Source organism: Flagellimonas abyssi (genome assembly GCF_019457905.1).
GTDB lineage: Bacteria > Bacteroidota > Bacteroidia > Flavobacteriales > Flavobacteriaceae > Flagellimonas > Flagellimonas abyssi.
Genome location: NZ_JAHZSV010000003.1, coordinates 168,777 through 190,193 on the forward strand (window position 1 = coordinate 168,777; position 21,417 = coordinate 190,193).

Consider the following 21,417-nt stretch of genomic DNA (forward strand, 5'->3'; position numbering starts at 1 on the left):
CAAAAGGATGGAAAATTTGTTCCTATGAAATTAAAGATTGTATTCTTCTGCATCCTGTCCCATCACTTTTCCTTTTCACAAAGCCCTGAACAGGATACCAAAATTTTGGAAAAAAGCCTTGAGCGAATGATGGAGCTCCAGAGCGTTGCCTATGATTCACAAAAGGAAGCGGAAGAGAGCAATGTAACCTACCTCACACATGAGGATTTTATTTATTTTGATTTGAAATCAGGGTCTCTTTTAAAAACACCAAGGTATTATTTGGGAAATGATGAGGATAAATTATTGTACGATGGCAAAAGACAGCTACTAAGCTCTAAAAAGAAAAAGCTTGTTATGGTCAACGAAAAACCCCTTGTCAACAATCCGCTTTTATTAACGTTTGTACCTATAAGGAACTTTTTGGCAGAGGTGTTGACAAACTATTCCACTACCGTGGAGCTCATTGAAAACAAGGTTTCAAACGATGATTATGAATTTAAAATAACCATACACAATGGTTGGTTTGATTGGGAAAGGCGAAAAATAACACAGAAGGAGGGTTATGAGGACAGCAATTATGTTTTACACATATATAAGGACAATCTGTTGCCCAAACGAATGAAAATGGAAAATGGAAGCACAGGCCATATTGCCCGGACGTTTTATAATTATAGATTTGATTATGTAAAGTCAAAGGAGTTCTGGGAAGGCAATGAACTACCTGATTACAAACGCGTTTCATTAGAGGAGTTTTTCCAAACTCCCGACAATGACAAAGGCGATAATGAGAATTCTGCCAATACAGCCGCAGTAAAAAACCTTGAACTACCGGATATGGCCAGTGATGATCTGATTAAGCCCTTTGGCTTTAAGGGCCAGGTCGTTATGTTAGAGTTTTGGTTTAGGAATTGCGGGCCATGTATCAAGGCCGTTCCATCCATCAATATGTTCCATATGAAGTATGGGAATAAAGGATTAAAGATATTCGGCGTCGAGTTCAGAGAGCAAGAAGCATCTCTCCACTCACTTAAAACTTATAAAACAAAAATCAATATGCTTTATCCAAGTTTGTACATGGGTGGTCCGTTAGCTAAATCTTTAAATGTTCAGGCAGGACCGACGATTGTAATTATTGACAAAAAGGGGGGAGTAATTTATAACGAGGCAGGTTATAATGAAAAAAAGGTTTCCAGTGTTTTAAGCAAATCATTAAATCTAGAGTAACATGTGATTTACGCAATTACGGATGTAATCCCCTTTTGTATTGCCGCATACGAAAAAACCCTTCCAATTCTATGACTTGGAAGGGTTCTAAATTTTTAAAGATTCTTTTCGGTGTGAATCGATTTATTTAAACAACATCGGTGCGAATTCCGATAGGTAGATTCTCCAGTTGGACCATGTATGTCCGCCGGTACTTTCACGATAGGTGTAGTCAAAATCGTGTTTGTCCAGCTCATTTCGCATATCCACGACACTTTGGTACAAGAAATCATCCGTACCACATGCAATCCAATACAGCTCAGGGTCAGCAGCTTTTAAAGCTTCAATCTGTTCTCCTCTTTTAGAATGATCGACCTCGATTCCAAAACGACTCAAATCAGCAAAGCCCATGCTCATGACACCAATGTAATCGAACAGCTCAGGGTTTTCAAAAGTGGTGTTCATGGTCTGTAATCCGCCCATACTCAATCCCGTCAAAGCACGGTTCTCTTTGTTGGGCTTTACTTTATAGTGTGATTCTATATAAGGGATCACATCGTTGACCAAGCTTTTTTCGAACATCATATTGGCCATACCTCCTGCGGGTTGCGTTGAAGGTTCCAACTTAGGACTTACCGTCAAAGCCGCGGCCTGGTCCGGGTTGCCATTGGTCATCACTACGATCATAGGTTTGGCTTTTCCTGAGTTGATCAAATTGTCCAAGATATGGTTGGCAACCCCAAGGGTTGGCCATGCCTCTTCGTCTCCACCTCCACCGTGCAATAGGTACAGAACAGGGTAGTTCTCGTTGCTGTCGGCATACCCCGGTGGTGTGTACACATACATTCTACGGGTTAGATCCAAGGTCGGGGACTCGTACCAAACTTGGTGAACTGTGCCTTTGGACCCTGTTTTGACCCAATAAAGTTCGGAGGCTTTCCCAGGAATGTACAACACGTTTTCTGTTCGGAATGTGCCGTCACGGGCAACCATCAAATTGGCGGTATCCAACGTATTGACGTCATCTACGACAAAAGTGTAGCCATAAAGTTCTGGCTCCAACGGTCCGACCGTGGTGGACCAGACACCGTTTTCACCTTTGGTCAGCGCTACGGTCTTTCGGGTCATGGCCATTCCCTCGCCTACCATTGGCATCCAATTGCCGGATAAGACCACCTTTTCCGCCTTGGGCGCCTTAATTCTAAACGTTACCGTGTTGTCATCGGCAAGTTCAGGAGAGACCAGTCGCTCCATGGAACCTACTTCTTGACCGATGGCCGCCAAGGGCAGGGCCAAGATTACCAACATCAATTGAATGTGGAACCTACTTAGCTTGTTTACTGTTTTTTTCATACTGTTTAGTTGTTGTTTATGTGTTATTGTTAGTGGGTTGATTTTTACTTACATCCGTTACGGTCAGCCTAGTAAAAATCAAATCATCCCTGTGAATGATATCACTAAGATATGGTATTTTTTATTGTAACATTCTGTTACAATAAAGGTTTGGGATAAAAAAATGAAGCTATTTCTGAAGGGGGGCTGGAATTACTTTAAAAGCCAATGGGTTCAAAAAAAGAAAAACTCTCCTATGGAAGTTATCCGGCATGCCGTTACATAAAGCCGAGAAGGCCACAACTCAACGGAAAGGTAGAACAATTGCATCCCAAGGACAATAAAGAGTTTTATCAATTACTGGATTACCCTGATGATCTGGACCTGAGTGGACGTTTGCTCTCAATATTGAACAACTTGATGTAATATATCAGTTTACTAAAGATCTGGGGCTTGACATGTTTGAAGAAATAGATTTCATCCTCCTTCGAAGGAAATGGCTTCTCCGCCACCTTCTTTTGTAACGCTCGGATACTTTTTCCACCAGAACAATCCCCTTTTCGGCCCTAAATAAAATATCTCCTCCACCATGATCCAGTTGATCCAATTGGCCTTCAAATTCCGACAGCAGTTTTTGATATTTCATGTCCATAATCTTTAAAAAGTACCCCGTGAGCCATTTGTAACTTTCATAGGTTGGACATAGACCTGGTCTTTGGTTTTTATGAACTCTTGTGGTTTCCCCTACAAAGAGTGGAATTAAACTCAAATTGAACTAAATTTTAATCATAAAGCTATGCTAACATCCATTTTTATCATTCAAACAAAACTGTTTTAAACTAATCAAAATCAATGGGGTGTTGTATTTCACAAGCTTGTTCGGGTCAAAAAAATCCTTTACAGATCCACTTTTTTACATTTTAGAGCCAACTCTGTTAAAAATCAGATTTTTCTTGTTAATTATTCATTTTAAAAATTTTTACTTTAAAAGACCATTTTGAAACTGGAAGGGCATGAAAAGATTTGTGGAAACCGAAATTGCGACCATGTGGATAGAAAAGGATATACTATTCTTCATTTGGAAAGAACAAGCGTATATAGATCTTTCTGGTGCAAAAAAAGTCGTCGCACAAAGAATAAGGTTACAACAAGGAAAGCCCTATCACATTTTGTGCAGTTTGAAAGGTCTTAAAAATGTGGACAAGGATGCTTGGCGATACTTGGCAAATGAGGGGACAGGATTGATCAAATGTCTCGTGCTAGTTGCAACCACCCCTTTGGAGCAGGCATTCTCCAAATTTATCATTACCAAAATATCGACTGTGTCAACTCAAGTGTTCGAGGATATAAAAGAAGGTGAGCGGTTTATTGTTCACAATCTCTAAAGCGCAAAATCTAAATAGTATCAATATAAAATTTTAATCATGGACCGACCGGAAAACAAAAAAAGACTGGAAGACATTTTCTCCCAATTGGTCAAAATCTCCAATGGGAATTTCTCGTATCAGATCAATCGGTCGGACAATGATGATATCTTGGAAGCTTTGACCTTTTTGACCAACAGTGCCAGCGAAGAAATAAAGGATGCCTTTAGGCACCAAGCATTCGTCAACCTTCACAATTCCTACCACTTAGTCGTTCAAATGTTCTTTGAAATCAACGATAGTGGCCAGATAATAAAAACGAACTATAAAGTGGAAGAATTGCTAGGATATGATAAAACGGCCTTGCTTGATACTCCATTCATTAATCTATTGACCAATGATTCCCGAAAAGGATGGAAAAAATTATTGAAGGAATTGAACCGTTCCTCTATTTCGGAAATGACCGTAAACCTGACCTTTATGGAACAATCGGGGTTGGAGCTACCTGCTCATTGCCATATCATTCGTTTTCTGAATAATACAAATAATAAAGAAAGAACCATCATAACCAGTTTTGATATGGTCCAAAATAAAGGAATTAAGGAAAGAAAGATAAAAAAGAAGGTAGAGCTACAACTGCAGGATCATAAACTTCTATCTAAAAAGATGGACAAAGAAGAGCCTCTCCTCAATATGGTCGACTTTGATAACCTAAGAAGGGTAAAGGATTATATTCTGGACAATTTGGACGAACCCTTGCCATCAATAAAAACCCTTGCCCAATTATGCTGGACCAACGAATACAAATTCAAGAGGGGGTTCAAGGAATTATATGCTATGACTCCCTTTCAATATCAAAAAAATGAGCGACTCAGAAGAGCCCATGTTTTGATAGAACACTCCAATAAGACCATCGGTTCCATCGCAAAAATGGTAGGATTTAAAAAGGGTAACCATTTAGCCCGAGAGTTCAAAAAAAAGTATGGATATAGTCCCACAGCATTGAGAAAATCGTCAAAATAATCCTTCTCAGAGCCAAAATAATCCCTTAGGGATCCATCACACTCCTTAATTTTACATTGTAAATCAGATAGTTACAATGTACAGTGTAAAAAACATAAAAGCTAAGGGGGTCATCGTAGAGCTGATATGCTTCCTATATGTTTTGCTTTTTGTCTATGCGGCCACAAGCAAACTGATGGACTTTGAACAGTTCAGGGTACAATTGGGGCAATCTCCAATATTGACAGCATACGCAAATTGGGTGGCATGGCTTGTTCCACTTGCTGAATATATGCTGGCCATACTATTATCAATGAAATCCGCCCGATATAAGGCTCTTTTTATGACATTGGGCCTGATGACCATGTTCACAACCTATATCATATTGGTGCTGAACTTCAGTGACTACATCCCTTGCTCCTGTGGGGGAGTTCTGGAAGATTTAGGATGGACGGAGCACATTGTATTTAATCTGTTCTTTTGGGTGCTTTCCATTATTGCCATCCTACAATTGACAAACTATTCAACCCGTAAACCAATCTCAATATGATGTTGAACAATGTTTACATAAAACTACTGGGAACCATTGTAATGAGCATCGGCCTTATGGTAATCCTGTTCCTTTCTTCAGAAGAACAGGTGCACCGCAACAATGCTTTCATTCGAAGATTCCCTCCACATCCTGTCATCAAGGAATATGACATAGACCTAGGGTTCAATTCCTATTATGTCGCAGGTCTTGGGAAAGATATGGTATACCTTGGTAATTCCACAGCCCCTCTCCACCTCTTGAAAATCAATCTGGCCACAAGGGATACGGCACATGTTAAATTAAAATTGTCGAATACGGACCTTCCTTTTAAAAACGTCCATGTTCAAGTACAACCGCCTTTTTTCTTTGTGTTGGACGGTTCGATTCCTTATATATTCCGCGGTTCGACCAACAACTGGGTGGCTGGGCCCTGGATGCGTAACGAAGCATATTTTACGAAATCCTTGGTTCTCGACAGTAACAGGATTTACATAAAAACCATGCAAAACGATACAAGAACGGTCACATTGGGCCTCCTTGAAAAAAGGGATCATTTCTCTGTTGAGCTGCATCCTGAGATTCTACAAAGACAGATTGATGGAGTTTTCGATGTCGATGGCATCATGCTAACGACCCCTGATAAAACCAGATTGGGATATGTTTACTTCTATCGTAACCAGTTCATGACCATGGATTCCCGGTTAAAAACCTTGAAACGACAACAGACGATTGACACCGTCAAAAAAGCCCGAATTGAGATTGCCCAACTCGATCGATCCAAAACGTCCAAAATGAAATCGCCACCCCTCGTGGTCAATACCAAGGCGACCATGTACAAAAACTTTATGTTCATAGCATCGGATAGACTCGGTAAAAATGAGAATCGGGAAATTCTAAAGGTCGCTTCCATCATCGATGTTTATAACTGGAGTGATGCTACCTATAGATATAGCTTCTACCTCTATCATATGGGAAAGGAAAAGGTCCATGGGTTCAGTGTAAATGATGGCCGTCTAGTGGCCTTGATTGACAATGCACTCTCTGTCTACAATTTTAGGGAAGGGTTTGTGGACCACACTCCCTATGGGGAACAAGAAAATATTACTGGCCAGTAACGGGAATGCGATCGAAAACCCGTAAAAGAGAGTAGATCATAGTATTAATTTAAATGTTATCATTATGAAGTTTAGTAAAACAAAATTTCTGATTCCAGGGTTGGCTGTAGTACTTGCTGTCGCAGCCAGCGCCTTTACGACAAACGATACAGTAGATGAATCTTTTGTCCAAAATTACATCAATAGCCCGGCCCCGTGCCAGGAAGTTGAAGAAAGCTGTACCCTACAAGGCACACAGGAATGTACCTATGAAACCGGTGAATATATATTCGCCAAAAATGGTACTGTTTGTGACACACCACTGTACAGGCAATAGTTGGTTTTCATAATTAGAATGGGAAAAGGAGCCGATAATGGCTCCTTTTCTTTGACTAATTCAAAAATCTAGGGGAACGCTTGCTCCATAATCAGGAGACAATGTCTTAAATGACCTGCATTGCGGGAAAATGAATTACGCTCCAGGGAAAGTTCCAAATCAGTTTTCAATGTGGTATAGGCTTTCATAAAAAGTCCCTTGACCCGTTCAGAATATCCAAAGTTGCCCAGTTTGTCCGAGTGGCCCATCCCTTCCCCAATTACCTTGACCAATAGGGCAATAAATCCTTTTTGTAGCGCTTGACGTCGACGGTCGTTGATACCTTTTGTTTGGAAAAGCGTTGTTTGAAAACCCATTAAAACCTGTTCGGTCAAATCCCTAAAACCCAGGGCTTCCTCCATCCACTCCAATCGTTTCATTCGGTGCGGTCCGAACAGTTTCAGTACAAGCTTTTGTTGGTAATCCATCAATTCATCTGGATGAGTGGAAAACCGATTACCAATAAGGAAATTGGGATGTGTCAACCAATGTGGTGGGTTAATCACATGTTCTATAAAAAAAGACAATGCTTGCTCTTGGTCCTCCCTATCAATGGGGTTGTACACTCTCCCTTGTTGTCCAAGGGACCTGTACTGAATCGAATAACCGCCAACCAAGCTCAAAACATGTTGCATCTCCCCATACCATAGTTCCAATGTCGCTGTATACCTTCTTTCCAGAACTGACCTATCCGTTTTTCCACTGTGGTACATTTCATCCAGTATTTTCATCACTCGTTCCATATTCTTAAGGCCCAAACGCGTACTTTCAATAGGATTGTCATTGTCCATCACATTATTTAGGGTTCCTGGTCCGACCCTTTCATATTGATTGAGATTGTATCGGTACCAGGGTACACTGTCCTGTTGCCGTACCAAGTGTTCCAGTATGGGAAGTTCATCGCTCGACCGCCGAACATTTTGAATTTCCCGGTATCCCCATTGAATGTGGTATTGATCCATGGGACCTACTTTTTGGATAAGCAATGAAGGGGGGATTCCATCCTCGGGCTGGACCACATAATTGTGGCGTGCATAACCCATAATACTCGGGGTATGTCCCATGGTCTTGAGCCAATCCCTATCCCTTGTTTTTTCAATAGGATAGGCGTACTCTCCAAAATTGGCATCCTTGATACCAAAGGCATGACCGGCTTCATGAGCGGTGATATATTGTAATAGTTCCCCCTTAAGGCTATCTGGTACCAGGTATTGTCGGGCCCTGGGGTCCAAAGGCGCACAACGGATGAAATACTGATCTACCAAATAGGCTAAAGTGCCTGCCAGAATAATGTCGGCTTTGAGAATCTCTCCTGTCCGAAAATCCGTGATTTGGTGTACGGTGGAGCTGGATCGCCGCTCCTTTCGTACGCCTTCATCCATATTCCATCGTATCATCGATCGAGCCATAGCATTATCAGGAATGAGGGTATCCTTTGAACCTAGCTCCTTAATAACCAAAGCATTCTTGAAACCAGCGGCTTCAAAGGCCGGCTCCCATTCCAATATCCCAGCACGTATATAGGGTTTCCATTTTTCGGGGATGGCCCTATCCAAATAGAAGACAATGGGTCTTTCAGGCTCACTCAACTTTTGGGTTTTGTCTTTCTTTTCCAAACGCCAACGCATGATACTCGCTACTGCAGGCTTTGGATTATGGTTCAGGACATCCGTTATGTATTCACCATAAAAGCCCATACGATGGTCAAACAATCTGGGCTTCATGGGCTCGGGCAACAAATAAAAACTGAAATCCGCCACTGTGCTGATGCGCTTACCATTTTTTAGTATTGTTCTTTTTGTACTGATGACCACTTCCTTGTCCAAATTATACACTCCATCAACATAGGATTGTTGTCTATCCACTGATTCTTGACCGTTGCCCTGCCACGAAATCGAGGCCAGAAGGACAAAATCGGTCAAATCCACTTGTACGTAGCCCTTTTGGCGTATACTGGATTCTATCGGAAACCGTCCCAAAATTGGGGTTGTTCCATTCGCTCCTTGTGGAATCAGCACCCCGGCAAGGGAATATACTGGAGGAGCCTCCAATACTAGGTAGTCAGCTTTCTTGGACCATCTGACCTGGTATTGGTCCGATGCCCCATGCTTGACTAATAGCATCGGTTTTCCCAGTGTGTTTTCGTCCAAGGTCATTATAAGTCGCTCTCCTTCTAAATGTCCCCTTAGTTTGGAATCGGTCTGCCCCATGATGGGACAGACCACTAGCCAAACAATCACAGAAAACAAAACATTCCTGTTATATATTACAAGTACCTGTTTTACCTTGTTAAACAACAATCCGTTTGTATTTCTATCAATATCCTTCATTCTGGGGCTCTAGGTTGGGGTTGAGCAATAATTCTGATTCCGGTATGGGCAATAGTGCATCCGTATGCTGCCAATTGGGCTTTATTGGGGCAAGTGTCCCATCTATTCTTCCTGTTCGCTTTAAGTCGAAAAAACGATGGCCCTGTTCCGTAAAGAGCTCCACCTGTCGTTCCCTCTGAATGGCATCCAATAAGCTGGCTCGATCCGTCGATGAGATCATGGAGAGACCTGCCCTTTCCCGTAGCATATTGATATATTCCATGGCCAATTCCATATCCCCTGATTGTACGGCGGCCTCGGCTGCAATCAAATGGAGTTCTGCCAAACGAAAAAGAATGGAGCACTCCTCCGTGGTGGCCGTATTGGTATTTACTTTGTACTTATAGGGGTAGTACCATATCTCGGTACCATCCGAAACAGAACCGACCCAATTTGTCGAGCGTGCATCCCCCGCCTCAAAACTGTCCACCAACTGATTGCTCAGGGCGGAATAGGGTGGTGGTCCATCGGTAAAAATAAAGGTAAAGGCCTCCTCTGTATTGACCCCATCAATCCCTGAATCCAATTGCCACAACGTTTCCTCACTATCGATTAAAAACACTTGTGCTACATCCGCACTCAATTGATACCCTCCATTTTCGACAACCCTTTGTGCTTCCTCCAACGCCCCAGCCCAATTGCCTTGATAAAGGTAGACCCTGGCCAAAAGTGCTGATGCAACCCAATGGTTCGGACGGAATTTGGTCCCGGAATCCATGGGCATGTTCGATTTGGCCTGTATCAAATCATCAATGATCTTTTGATAAACCATAGCAGCTTCCATACGGCCCATGGTACTGTTCACCCTATAGTCCGTACTTTCCACATAGGGGATGTCCCCGAACAGATTGGTCAAGTAAAAGTGGATGAAGGCCCTTAGAAAATGAGCCTCGCCCAAAAAGCGTTGCTTATCCTCCAATGAAAGGGCCGTAGAGGCACTGACTCCTTCCAAAATACTATTTGATGCATGGATCAGGGTGTATCCTGAATTCCAAAAGCCCTGTACATAGCCATCCGTGGGAAGCACATTATTTTCTTCATAGACTTCGATGGATTGGAAACTGGGGTTGTATAGATTAAGCTCGTCCGTATAGTGCCCTAATAAATAGGTCAACCCTGAGGTCGTTCCACTGGTAAAGGCAGAATTTCGCAATTCACTGTATATATGTGCAAAGGCAGCATTCACAGTGGAAGCATCTTCAAAAACCACTAAGCCCGTCAATTGATTGTTGGGAGGATCGACTTCGGTAAAATCCTCGCAGGAAGTGATTATCATAATCAAAATGCAAAAAGACCACAAAGGTATTTTTCTCATAAATTGAATTGTTCCTATAACTGATTTCATGGTGTTATTTTTAAAATTTTAATTGGGTTCCTAGACTGATCATTCGTAAGACGGGAGGGCTTGACATGGACTGTGTCTCAGGATCCAACCCCTTATACTTAGTCCATGTCCAAAGGTTCTGTCCCCTTAGAAAAAGTTCACAGCCAAACCCATGCTTATCCCTATTGGCCAATTCATAAGAAATGGATAGGGTCTTCAAACGTATATAGGAGGCATCCGATACCGAGGCATCACTATTGGAATACAGCGAATGTGCCGTCCTGGCCTCCGAATCCCGTCCGGAGGAAAATCGTTGTATAAAAGATTGATCTCCGACCGTTTGCCAACGTTCCAATACCTCAGTGGGTTGATTGGTCATTCCTCCGGGTATACCGGTTGAATACCGGTAATTGTATCCCTCCTTTTGGGTAAACTGCAGCAGTATGTCCAAATGGAATTTTTTATAGGAAACTTGATTGGCAAATCCACCAAAAAATTTTGGTCCAAGGTCCTTGACCACTTGCCTGTCATCAGGGGATGAAATTATACCATCCCCATTGAAGTCCTCAAACTGATAGAGTCCTGTCTCAGGGTCGACACCATTGAACTGATACAACTTTACAATGTTCAACGGTTCACCGATCACCAATTGATTCGCATAGGTCGAACCTTCCAAATCGGGAAAGGACACCAACTTGTTCTTGGGAATTGTAATGTTCAGTGAAGTGGACCAGCGTAGATTTTTGCTATCAAGGTTCACTGTGTTGAGCAGCAATTCCCAGCCCGTATTTTCCACGGTGGCATCCAAGTTCCCTTGTATGGACCCAAAACCAGTGGTTCCGGGCAAGGGGATTCCCACCAATTGATTGGAAGAACGGTTCTTATAATAGTTGCCGCCGAAAACAATGCGGTCATTGTAGAAACCAAGATCTAAACCAATTTCAAACTTCCTGTTGGACTCCCACCCAAAATCGGGATTGAACAGTCGTTTCGGATACAGTCCCACCATATTCTGATACTGTGTACTACCATAGGAGTAGGTGTCCAAATATTGATAGTTCCCGATTTGGTCGTTCCCTGAAGTCCCATAACTTGCCCTTATCTTTCCAAGGCTCAACTGGGGCAATGTTTCGGATATAAACCCTTCCTCGGAGAATACCCATGCCGCTCCCAGTGCACCAAAATTTGCAAATCTTTTGTTCGACCCAAATCGACTGGAGCCGTCCCTTCTGCCCGTAGCGTTCAAGATATACTTTCCCTGATGGTTGATGTTTACCCTGCCGAACAATGCGTTGTATCTGTAGACCTCTTCCACATCCTGTAACGGGATGATAGTTGAGGCGGCGGCCAGGTTTTCTATCAGGCTGTTACTGGTAAAGCCTTGTCCATTCTGCGACAAGCGATTATCCGTTTGCTCTTGAAAGGTCAGCCCTGCCAATACTTCCAATCGGGTATTTCCAAAGTCATGGCTAAAATGCAATTGGGGCTCCACGATCCAGGAAGTGCGTTGGGATACATTGTGAATGGCACTGGAATATTCCGGACCTACCCCATATGCCGGATCATATATGGTGGAAGGAATCGTCTTCAACTCCTTGACATGGCTTTCCGTATAGCCCAGATTGGTGGTCAAGATCAAATCATCAAAAAGGCTATACTTAAGGTTCATATTACTGATAAGGTTGGTCGAATTGGACTCATAGAATCCTTCCAAATGACGTAGGGGATTGCTCCAAGTTGAATCCGCCCAATTGAGCGACCCGTCCTCATTGACCAGTTCAGGGGCATTGGGGGCAAGGCCGGTTGCCGTTAAGACCAGCCCTGTTGCCGGGAGATTGTTCGTGTTGGAGGTATATCCCGTGGAGAGTTGAAGGGAGAGCCTATCATTTTTTGAGGTATGGTTGAGATTGGCCAAAACGGAAACCTTGTCGTTGGCATAGCCCCCATAGTAGACATTGCTTTGTCTATGATAGTTTCCACTGACCAAAAACCGTGTCCGCTCACTTCCCCCCGACACAGAACCTTGTACATTGGTCAGATAAGAGGTTTGACCGAACAATACTTTTTGCCAATCGGTATACCTGTTTTCATCCCAAGTGCCATTGATATCATAGACGTTGGAGGGCAGCGGTTCGATACCATCATTGGCATAGGCCTCCCTACGCATGGCCAGATAGTCTGGTGTGTGCAACAGGTCCAAGGTATTGGAAACCCTTCCCATTCCTGTCAATATATTGAGTTCAAAGACGGTTTTGCCTGCCTTTCCCTTTTTAGTGGTTATCAGCACCACACCATTGGCGCCCCGGGAACCATATATAGCAGTGGCATCGGCATCCTTTAATATCTCGATGCTTTCAATATCGGAAGGGTTCAGGTTGTTCAATGGACTGATGGCCCCTCCGGTAATAACGCTGGAGGAAGACTGTTGTTCCCCTAAGCTTGATGAGGAAAAGGGAACCCCATCAACGATATAAAGGGGTTCATTGCCATCGGAACGGATACTGTTCCTTCCTCTTATCCGAATATCGAATTTCGATCCCGTGACCCCAGAGGTCTGGACAATTTCAACTCCGGCAGCCCTTCCTTGAAGTCCTGCCAATGGGTTGGAAATGGGCTGTTTTTCAAGCTCGACGGATTGCACCTTGATGATGCTCCCGGTTCGTTCCCGTTCGGAGACCGTGTAATAGCCCGCATTGAGGACTACTTCACCCAACTGGGTCACTTCCTCCTCCAAGGCAACAAGAATTTCTTCCCTACCCGATATGGGAACGGTAAGGGTCTCGAAACCGACTATGGAAAAAATCAGCACATCATCAGGGCCTGCATTAATGGTAAAGGACCCGTCCAAATTGGAAATGGCCCCAATATTCTTGGATTCCACCACAAGGTTCACCCCGGCCAGGGGAATCCCCGAAGTATCGGTGACGGTACCGAAAACGGTGGCCTGTGGCGGTTCCAAGACTGTGCCCGCCTGCATATATAAGGCACAAAAGGGCATTAAAAAGATATAAAGGAGCATGAGTAGGGAGACCCTTCGCATACATATTGCTAATTGTTTCATTTTGTTGAGTTCGTTTGATTAAAATGTCAGTTGTCATTACAATACCAAAGGACAATGGACTATCCATAGGTCATCATGTACACAGCCCCAAAAGTCACGGCAAAGACGTAACTCCCAAAAAGGCATCAAGGTTCTGGCATAGGCCACCCTGTCCAAGCAGTAATCGTACCCGGAACTAGGGTTCCTTAACTAAAAAAGTATGGTTTCGTGATAGGGCCCGTTGCCCAAAAAGTGTATCTGTTCAATATGGGACAAAAAGATAGTTTGAACCGGAAAAAAGTGTAGCGTGCATCCCATATATAGCCTTAAGGATTAAATGGGACTCTTTGGTTTGATTGGGTATAACCGTTCAGCAACCGAAGGCCCATCAGAAAAGAAGCCAATGCCATGGATGATGGTTGTGCAAAATAAAAAACTCGTTTTCATATCGATTAATTGAAAACGAGTCTCTTTTAGTATATAGAGCCCTAAAACTATAGCAGGGCCCTATCAACCGCACCGCAAGGTTCCGACGCCTATCAGAAACGGAATTACGATAGGGCCCTCGGTGCTATAGCGGTACGAATGTACACAAAATATCACCTTGGGCATTAACCTACCGTCTCGCTCTGATTTACAAATTGTCGGAATTCGCAGTCGAGACTCTTTTGTTAATACCTGATTTTCGAATCTATTCAAGATATAGTTTGTTATATATCAATTATAAATAGATTTTCACATACAATATTAGTAATAATATTTTATTTTTTCTTATAAATATTATAGATATTCTGATTTATATCACATTATATGTGATATTTGATTGATTGTCAACAGCATAGAGTGATCTTAGATTGAATTTTAAGAAATCAATCATGCTATTATGGCTAAAAAAACAGATAAATCAGAAGAAAAAAACTCAGCCAAGTTCGAGAAAAGAGTAAATCCATATACTCTGCTAGAATCTCTTAGAAATCTTAAGTCTCGCTTTGCGACCGGGGATGTGCAATCGATGAAAGAGGTTTCCGGTGCTTATGCTACCGGAATGCCTTTTGCGTTGGGCATAAGCTATGAAACAATGATTAATCGATATCACGATCCTAGGAAGTTAACATTGGAAGATATACTAAATACCGCTGATATTACAAGTACTGAATATGAGACAGTAGTGAAGGTTGCGGTCCGTGAAGCAATAAAAAACCATACCAAAAGGGATATCTCCAAACTTCTACCAAAAGAAGGGGAAACTGCTGGATAGCAGAAGGAGCCTTTTGAATTGCGGCCTGCCTTATTGATACACAATTCCCTTTTTAACATTTCAGGTAAGATTTTTAAAAAGATCTTATATATAACACTAAATATTGTGAAAGCATAGGAAAAAATGGACATCACCCTTAAAGAACGAATCCTGACATCGAATCTCTTCGAATCTAGCGTCGCCCCTTTGGGGTGGCAGAAACCACATCCAATTTTTATATATTTATAAATCAATGATTTAACACCTTAATCTTAAGGGTATTCCCGATAAGAACACGGAAAGCAAAAAACAACTTTTGAACACATTTTTTATGTGCTTATCTAATTTTAAAAATAATAATTATATCTGTTTTTAGGAATCTTTCCGGTTTATTTGTTCAGAAATGAAGAATACATCCAAACTAATTTTTCTTGTTCCCTAATATAATCACTCATTAGTGCATTTGTTCCTTCATCATCAGCATCCGAGGATAATTTAAGTAATTCTCGCTGAAGTACAATTATTGTTTGTAAAGAAGCTAAAATGTCTTCGACTGCTGTCATTCCATCACTAACTTGTACACTTTCCTTGATTTTAGAAGTTACCCGATAATCTGCATAATTATGCTTTGGCGAGTGTCCTAAAGTTAAAATTCGTTCTGCAACTTCATCCATTTTCAAAAGTAGGCCATTGTATAATTCTTCGAATTTTAAATGTAGTTCAAAGAATTTCTCACCTTTTATGTTCCAATGATGGCCACGAGCATTTTGATAGAAAATTGAATAGTTTGCCAAAAGTTCATTCAATTTTTCAGCTAAGTACTTTGCCTTGTTTTTATCTAGTCCGATATTATTTCTATTGTCCATTTTTATATTTGTTGAGGTTATTTTTTATTTAAGAGCGAATTTTTCCAGCTCTTGGTTGAACTTCTCCGCCTCTTCCACGAACAGGGCATGACCGCTGTTCTCGAACTCAACCAAATAAGAGTCTTTGATGCCTTTATTGAGTTCCACGGCAAACTCAAATGGGCATAGTTTGTCCTGGGTGCCTTGGAATATGGCTGTGGGAATGTTGATCTTTGAAAGCTCAGGTCTCAAATCAAGGTCTTTTAAAGCACTGATCGATTCCGTGACCGCATATGGGGAAGCTTCCAAGTTGATGTTCTCCAACCATTTTTCCACATTTTTGGATATATTGCCCTCTTTGGCCACAAACGCACTGCCAAGTCCAGCAATCAAATCCTCCCTTGCTGTCATGGTTTGTGTTATCAATCCGTTCGCATCCTCCTCTGAAATACCGTATGGTGATCCCTCTCTTTGCTTCCATGAAGGTGCGGCAGCACCAAAAAGGGCAAGTTTACCCACGTGCGCAGCATCATATTTAGTTACGTAATGCAGCACCACTGCTCCTCCCATTGAAAATCCGCCCAATGTTGCATTTTCAATTTTTAGTTTGTCAAGCACCACTTTAATGTCATCCGAGAATACATCAAAGTCGTATCGCCCATAAGGCTTGTCCGATTTTCCAAAACCTCTCAAAGTAATACCGATTACCCGGAACCCTTTACGGCTTAAATATTGGTATTGGTACTCGTACATGGCATCACTTAGTGGCCATCCATGGATCAAAACGATAGGTTGTCCTTCCCCTAGATCGGTTACGTGAAGTCTCACTCCTTTTTCTACCTCGATGTATTCCGCCCTACCTGCGGAAGCTGCTGTTCTTTTGCTTTGTGCCATAAGGCTGTTGGTGAAAAGAGAGACTACCATTACGAATGCTATAATTGATTTTTTCATTTTAGTGTTATTTTGAATGTTATTATTTGAGTGATGGCACAATTTGAAGCGAAAAGGCCAAGCATTCAGTCGGCACTTTTCGCTTTGGATGCCTGTTCTTTTTAAGCATTTATGAATTCAAGAATGTCTTTGTTGATCGTGGCCGCTTCCGTGGTTGGCATACCGTGGGAGAAACCTGGGTAGATGATCAATTTTCCATTTTGCAGCAATTCAGCAGCCTTTACCGCAGTTGTTTCGTATGGCACAATTTGGTCATCATCGCCATGCAATACTAGGACAGGAACCCTGACACTTTTTAAATCTTCCGTAAAATCCGTTTCAGAAAATACTTCGATACAATCGTACTGGGCTTTGATACCACCCATCATTCCCTGTCTAAACCAATTATCCTGAACTCCTTTTTTAATTTCCACACCTTCACGGTTATATCCAAAGAAAGGGATGGTGATGTCTTGGTAAAATTGGGCCCTGTTGTGTTGTGTGTTGTAACGAATGTCATCAAAAACAGCCAATGGCACACCGTTTGGATTGTTTTCATCAGCAATCATATAAGGGGTAATGGCACTGATCAGGACAACTTTTGCAACTCGGCCCTTACCATGTTGTGCGGCATATCTAATGGCTTCACCACCACCTGTTGAATGACCTATATGAATGGCGTTCTTTAGGTCTAGGAACTCTACTAGTTCCGCTACATCGGCGGCATACGTATTCATGTCATTTCCCGTGAATGTCTGGGTTGAACGCCCGTGACCACGTCTGTCATGTGCTATTACCCTATAGCCTTTTTCTAGAAAAAACATCATTTGGGCATCCCAATCATCGGATGATAATGGCCATCCATGGTGAAAGAAAATAGGCTGTCCTGTTCCCAAATCTTTGAAATAAATTTCTGTTCCGTCTTTAACTGTAAACTTGCTCATGATTTTTAGATTTATTGATTACTATTATTTTGATACAGCAAAGTTGCGGCTAATGAAAAAAGTAAACATTGGACTTATTCCTTCTTGAATTGCACTTTTTCCCCTTTCTTTAAATAATGGGTGTATTTCAACCAATAAAATTTGTTCAGGAGGTGTTTTTCGATAAAAAAGGCACAAGAACAAACCCGTGCTTTTTGCCATTTCCCATGTGATCACTATTAGAATTGACTTCTAAAGGAAACTGGGGATAAACCAGTGTGTTTTGTGAAGAAGCGATTAAAATAGGCATCGTCTTCATAATTGAGGCTGTAAGCTATTTCTTTGACCGTCATTGTGGTATGAACTAAAAGTCGTTTGCTTTCAAGAATAATTCGATTCTTAATGATCTCGTTTGGTGAACTTTTACTTATTAGTCCTATTTTCTTACTTAGGTTTTTGGGCGTCACAAATAGCAATTCGGCATAATCGGCAACTCGGTGATGCGTTTTATAATGTTGCTCAACCAACTTGCTGAAGTTTCTCAAAAATTGAACATTAGCATCTTGACTGATATCTGCCAACTGATGCTGCTGCTTCCAAATTCGTATCGACTTTAATATCAGAAATTTTAATAGCGTACGAAGCATTTCTTCTGTACTGCCATCCTCATCTTCCATTTCCGATTGGATGTCGTGGATTATTTTTTGAACATCTTGGGATTGATCTTCATTAAGCGCTATGAAAGGTATTTCAAAAACATTGTTGTACAGAATGCCATCACAGGCCACTTCCTGGTCGTGAATTTGAATACAGTAAAAATCCCTATTAAAATGTATTAATTGTCCGGCCACAGTTTCGCATGGCTTTAATACCACTTTTGGATTGATAAATAATAGCGTATCCGTATCCAACTTAAATTCCTGAAAATCCACTTGGATGATTGCTCTCTTGGGAATGAATAAAATTTTGATATGGTCCTCTATTGAAGTAAGAGACCTTTCTTGTAAAGCCGACTTGCTAAATTCTAAATTGCCAAATTGTTTAAATGAAAATTCTTTTAGCATCTTTCAACTTTTGTTAGAACCCAATTATATGTGTTAGTCCTAATTTACTTTCAAAATAATTAATAGGTAATGAATTTTATTTTATTAGACAATCTTAAGGGATTGGATTAAGTCGTTTTTGAATTCATATTGATAGGTCAATATAACCGGACTACCAGGAAAGCTACCTGAAATTTCGGCCTTCAAAGTTTTTTCGCCTTCCGAATATCCAAGCGGATTCATTCTCACTTGATATTCTTTGTTGGCTTTTTCAATCCAATTCTTTATTTCCCTTTTCCCGTTGTATGTCCTCCCTTCGTCAAAGACTACAGCTGTTTCGGTAAAACAATTGGCATACCTTGTGCTGTCAAAGTTATCTTGCGCTTTAACTAAATCTGATATTACTTTTGGTAAGTTCATTTTGTTTATTTTAATGATTCTTGAATTTAAATGGTCGGAATGGTTCCGCCATCGATAATAAATTCTGTTCCTGTCAAATAGTTGGCCCTGGGCGAAACTAAAAATCCGACCAATTCAGCAATTTCTTTAGGTTGTGCAGGTCTGCCAATGGGTATTCCGCCCAATGCATCCATTACGCTCTGTTTAGCTTCTTCTATTGTAATGTTTGAACTTTCTGCAATGCGTTCCATCATTTTTTCAGAAGAAGAAGTCATGATCCAACCTGGTGAGACCGTTAAGACCCTTACTCCTTTTGGCGAAACTTCGTTTGACAAACTTTTGCTGTAATTGACTAAAGCGGCTTTTGCGGCTGCATAGGGCAAAGTAGAATCATACAATGGCAACTTGGCTTGAATAGACGCAATATGGATAATGACACCACTTTTTTGTTCGATCATTTGAGGTAAGAAGCCCCTGTCCAAACGTACGGGTGCCAACAAATTGGTTTGAAGAGTTTCCTCCCAGTCTATATCGCTCAAAACGGAATAACCACCACCTTTGGTTTCGGAACCACCCATGTTATTGACCAAAATATCCAACTTCCCAAATTGCTGTAATACGTCACTTATGACTTTTTGGGTTCCTTCAGGTTTGCTTAAGTCGGCCGAAATAAAGTGAAGGTTGTTATTTGCAGTTTCGGGAGCGTTACGTGCGGTCACGATCACCTTTGCACCTGCGGATAATAAACGTTCAGCGATGGCTTTCCCGGCTCCTTTTGTACCGCCCGTTACCAAGGCTGTTTTTCCTGATAACTCGTTGTTGAAATTAAATTGTTCCATGTATATCTATTTTTAGGTCAAAATTCCAGTATATAAACAGTATAAACAAGTACGGAAAATAGAATTGCATAGGGATAATTTTATCCCCTATTGTGCATTTTGGGACATTGAATTATTTTTGAAATATGTATGAAAGAAAAATTCCATTGAACCTGAATTGTGGTCTCGATCTCATTGGGGAAGTACTTTATGGAAAATGGAAAATCCGTTTGTTGTGGTTCATCAATCAAGGCCATCAACGCCCAAGCCAACTACAACGTAAAATCCCCGATGCCTCCCGAAGGGTTTTGAATATTCAATTGAAAGAATTGGAAGGCCACGAATTGGTCACAAAAAAAATCTATCCCGTCGTTCCTCCAAAAGTGGAATATTCGCTGACCGATTTTGGAAAAACACTTATTCCTGTTATTTCTGTTTTGGGTCAATGGGGTGATGAAAACGAAGAACGACTTCGATCTTTGATTTTGAAAAATCCTTGAATGTAGATACCTAAAAAGGGTAAGGCTACAATGCCTTCCCATAGATTGTCGTCCTTTTGGGCCACAAAAGAGTTTGCTGTCAATGCCATTTCGGAACCATCATCGGAATCACACCCAATAATGAACAACAAGATGAAAAGGAGCAAGTATGGCAATCCTGTGTGTCTCATACATCTTTTTCTTTTAGATGTGAGGATGGTGGTAGGGTTGTTTCTTTTTTGGTATGGCAAGTCTTTTCAGGGGCTAAGTTGCCATTAAAGCCTTTAAATGGGAACTTAATAGGGCATCTTAGATCTAAGAACACATTCCTCTGCTTGATTCTATGGTACCTTTTCAAACTAAAGGCTATTCATTTACAAGAGCATCACCATCCTTTAGTTTCAGTATTAGATATCCATTCCGATGGACGGGTTCCTCCTCTTACCAAGATTCCCAAGCTTTTCCAAAACATAGCAGCCTATCGTCCAGTAACCAGAAAAACGAATTCATTTAACCAGGGTCAGTTGCCGGGAGTGGGCTATATTTGGGGCCTTATCTTTGACCTTTTCCATTTCGTTCGATAGATGGGTAAGCGTAGCGATTCCATGGCCGAGCTGCGGTTTCTGTATCAATGGAAAGTACTGAGCTTTTTTCATTTCCATCATAAAACGCAACCGGAGCTTTTGAATGGAAACCTCTTTGAGCATATCTTCCGATACAAGCTTTGCATCCACTTTTTTAGCATCTCTTATTCTCGTCCATGGAACACTCTGGGAACCATGAATTTATGGTTTTGAACCACTTGCGCTAAAGAATCTTTAAAAGTGAATGGTTCATGCCATTGGTTGAAGAACGTCATGTGCATTTAAAGTCTTGCCAACAGAAATATTTCCGATTGGTATGTTCCTGTTTTAATTCAACTCCTGCTTTGGCGCACAATTCTTTAATTTCTAAAAGCGTTTTTTCTCCACAATTCCTAAAACCACTTATAACCCGTAACGACAGTTTACCAATATCTGAAACTTTAAGGTTATTCTTCGTTATGGGAAATGTCTTTTATACCCCAAACGCTTTTGAATTGTTATAGAGCACATTTTGCGTTCTTAAACTCAGGTTGCAATCTCT

General features: G+C 41.4%; 22 protein-coding genes. 9 read left to right on the forward strand and 13 right to left on the reverse strand.

Annotated elements, in window-relative coordinates; all coding sequences use genetic code 11:
- Window positions 1–24 precede the first annotated feature (24 nt).
- The gene (locus K1F36_RS03420; protein WP_220112556.1) at window positions 25–1,206 is read left to right on the forward strand and encodes a TlpA family protein disulfide reductase; all 1,182 of its coding nucleotides are present in this window, start codon (window positions 25–27) and stop codon (window positions 1,204–1,206) included.
- A 123-nt stretch (window positions 1,207–1,329) separates the two neighbouring features.
- On the opposite strand, the gene K1F36_RS03425 is transcribed toward K1F36_RS03420, so the two are convergent.
- Complete coding sequence (locus K1F36_RS03425) at window positions 1,330–2,538, reverse strand: esterase (RefSeq protein ID WP_220112557.1); 1,209 nt, start codon at window positions 2,536–2,538, stop codon at window positions 1,330–1,332.
- Between the two features lie 207 nt (window positions 2,539–2,745).
- Between K1F36_RS03425 and K1F36_RS20365 the strand changes: the two genes are divergently transcribed.
- The gene (locus tag K1F36_RS20365) at window positions 2,746–2,943 is read left to right on the forward strand and encodes a hypothetical protein (RefSeq protein WP_220112817.1); all 198 of its coding nucleotides are present in this window, start codon (window positions 2,746–2,748) and stop codon (window positions 2,941–2,943) included.
- On the opposite strand, the gene K1F36_RS20370 is transcribed toward K1F36_RS20365, so the two are convergent.
- The gene (locus K1F36_RS20370; protein ID WP_417943625.1) at window positions 2,883–3,029 is read right to left on the reverse strand and encodes an RteC domain-containing protein; all 147 of its coding nucleotides are present in this window, start codon (window positions 3,027–3,029) and stop codon (window positions 2,883–2,885) included. The two genes, K1F36_RS20365 and K1F36_RS20370, sit on opposite strands and share 61 nt — an antisense overlap.
- Window positions 2,995–3,135 (reverse strand): hypothetical protein, encoded by a 141-nt coding sequence (locus K1F36_RS20085; protein ID WP_225605898.1) that lies wholly within the window; start codon window positions 3,133–3,135, stop codon window positions 2,995–2,997. Before K1F36_RS20085 ends, K1F36_RS20370 begins: the two co-directional genes overlap by 35 nt.
- 395 nt (window positions 3,136–3,530) lie before the next feature.
- Here K1F36_RS20085 and K1F36_RS03440 point away from each other — a divergent pair, with 395 nt between their 5' ends.
- From K1F36_RS03440 to K1F36_RS03460, 5 genes are all read left to right on the forward strand, one after another.
- Window positions 3,531–3,902, forward strand: a complete 372-nt coding sequence (locus K1F36_RS03440) for a DUF7793 family protein (protein ID WP_220112558.1) — start codon at window positions 3,531–3,533, stop codon at window positions 3,900–3,902.
- A 39-nt stretch (window positions 3,903–3,941) separates the two neighbouring features.
- Window positions 3,942–4,904, forward strand: a complete 963-nt coding sequence (locus tag K1F36_RS03445) for a helix-turn-helix domain-containing protein (RefSeq protein ID WP_207031041.1) — start codon at window positions 3,942–3,944, stop codon at window positions 4,902–4,904.
- A gap of 76 nt (window positions 4,905–4,980) precedes the next feature.
- A complete protein-coding gene (locus tag K1F36_RS03450; RefSeq protein ID WP_220112559.1) occupies window positions 4,981–5,433 on the forward strand; it encodes a MauE/DoxX family redox-associated membrane protein in 453 nt (150 codons plus the stop codon).
- Window positions 5,430–6,530 carry a hypothetical protein gene (locus tag K1F36_RS03455; protein WP_207031045.1) on the forward strand — a complete coding sequence of 367 codons (1,101 nt, stop codon included), beginning with the start codon at window positions 5,430–5,432 and terminating at the stop codon, window positions 6,528–6,530. Before K1F36_RS03450 ends, K1F36_RS03455 begins: the two co-directional genes overlap by 4 nt.
- Window positions 6,531–6,594: 64 nt before the next feature.
- Entirely contained in the window at window positions 6,595–6,846 is a 252-nt protein-coding gene (locus tag K1F36_RS03460; RefSeq protein ID WP_258538923.1) for a DUF6520 family protein, read from the forward strand.
- Between the two features lie 68 nt (window positions 6,847–6,914).
- Here the strand turns inward: K1F36_RS03460 and K1F36_RS03465 are convergent, their stop codons facing one another.
- From K1F36_RS03465 to K1F36_RS03475, 3 genes are read right to left on the reverse strand one after another with little or no spacing between them, the layout of a single operon-like run.
- Complete coding sequence (locus K1F36_RS03465; protein WP_220112561.1) at window positions 6,915–9,215, reverse strand: zinc-dependent metalloprotease; 2,301 nt, start codon at window positions 9,213–9,215, stop codon at window positions 6,915–6,917.
- The gene (locus tag K1F36_RS03470) at window positions 9,202–10,599 is read right to left on the reverse strand and encodes a RagB/SusD family nutrient uptake outer membrane protein (protein WP_220112562.1); all 1,398 of its coding nucleotides are present in this window, start codon (window positions 10,597–10,599) and stop codon (window positions 9,202–9,204) included. The genes K1F36_RS03465 and K1F36_RS03470 overlap by 14 nt, the downstream gene beginning before the upstream one ends.
- A 10-nt stretch (window positions 10,600–10,609) precedes the next feature.
- On the reverse strand, window positions 10,610–13,639 hold the full coding sequence (locus tag K1F36_RS03475) for a SusC/RagA family TonB-linked outer membrane protein (RefSeq protein ID WP_220112563.1): 3,030 nt from the start codon (window positions 13,637–13,639) through the stop codon (window positions 10,610–10,612).
- Between the two features lie 862 nt (window positions 13,640–14,501).
- Between K1F36_RS03475 and K1F36_RS03480 the strand changes: the two genes are divergently transcribed.
- The gene (locus K1F36_RS03480) at window positions 14,502–14,876 is read left to right on the forward strand and encodes a hypothetical protein (protein ID WP_207031055.1); all 375 of its coding nucleotides are present in this window, start codon (window positions 14,502–14,504) and stop codon (window positions 14,874–14,876) included.
- A 368-nt stretch (window positions 14,877–15,244) separates the two neighbouring features.
- On the opposite strand, the gene K1F36_RS03485 is transcribed toward K1F36_RS03480, so the two are convergent.
- From K1F36_RS03485 to K1F36_RS03510, 6 genes are all read right to left on the reverse strand, one after another.
- Complete coding sequence (locus K1F36_RS03485; protein WP_207031057.1) at window positions 15,245–15,721, reverse strand: Dps family protein; 477 nt, start codon at window positions 15,719–15,721, stop codon at window positions 15,245–15,247.
- Between the two features lie 24 nt (window positions 15,722–15,745).
- The gene (locus K1F36_RS03490; protein ID WP_220112564.1) at window positions 15,746–16,651 is read right to left on the reverse strand and encodes an alpha/beta fold hydrolase; all 906 of its coding nucleotides are present in this window, start codon (window positions 16,649–16,651) and stop codon (window positions 15,746–15,748) included.
- A 101-nt stretch (window positions 16,652–16,752) separates the two neighbouring features.
- Window positions 16,753–17,574 (reverse strand): alpha/beta fold hydrolase, encoded by an 822-nt coding sequence (locus K1F36_RS03495; RefSeq protein WP_220112565.1) that lies wholly within the window; start codon window positions 17,572–17,574, stop codon window positions 16,753–16,755.
- Window positions 17,575–17,792: 218 nt separating this feature from the next.
- Window positions 17,793–18,617, reverse strand: coding sequence for a helix-turn-helix domain-containing protein (locus K1F36_RS03500; RefSeq protein WP_220112566.1), 825 nt, complete (start codon window positions 18,615–18,617; stop codon window positions 17,793–17,795).
- A gap of 84 nt (window positions 18,618–18,701) precedes the next feature.
- Window positions 18,702–19,016, reverse strand: coding sequence for a nuclear transport factor 2 family protein (locus K1F36_RS03505; protein WP_220112567.1), 315 nt, complete (start codon window positions 19,014–19,016; stop codon window positions 18,702–18,704).
- Window positions 19,017–19,042: 26 nt separating this feature from the next.
- Window positions 19,043–19,834: an SDR family oxidoreductase gene (locus K1F36_RS03510; RefSeq protein WP_220112568.1), complete on the reverse strand. Its 792-nt coding sequence runs from the start codon at window positions 19,832–19,834 to the stop codon at window positions 19,043–19,045.
- Between the two features lie 125 nt (window positions 19,835–19,959).
- Between K1F36_RS03510 and K1F36_RS03515 the strand changes: the two genes are divergently transcribed.
- On the forward strand, window positions 19,960–20,313 hold the full coding sequence (locus K1F36_RS03515; RefSeq protein WP_207031068.1) for a winged helix-turn-helix transcriptional regulator: 354 nt from the start codon (window positions 19,960–19,962) through the stop codon (window positions 20,311–20,313).
- A 485-nt stretch (window positions 20,314–20,798) separates the two neighbouring features.
- Here K1F36_RS03515 and K1F36_RS03520 read toward each other — a convergent pair whose 3' ends face one another.
- Window positions 20,799–21,026, reverse strand: coding sequence for a hypothetical protein (locus K1F36_RS03520; protein ID WP_207031069.1), 228 nt, complete (start codon window positions 21,024–21,026; stop codon window positions 20,799–20,801).
- Between the last annotated feature and the right edge of the window lie 391 nt (window positions 21,027–21,417).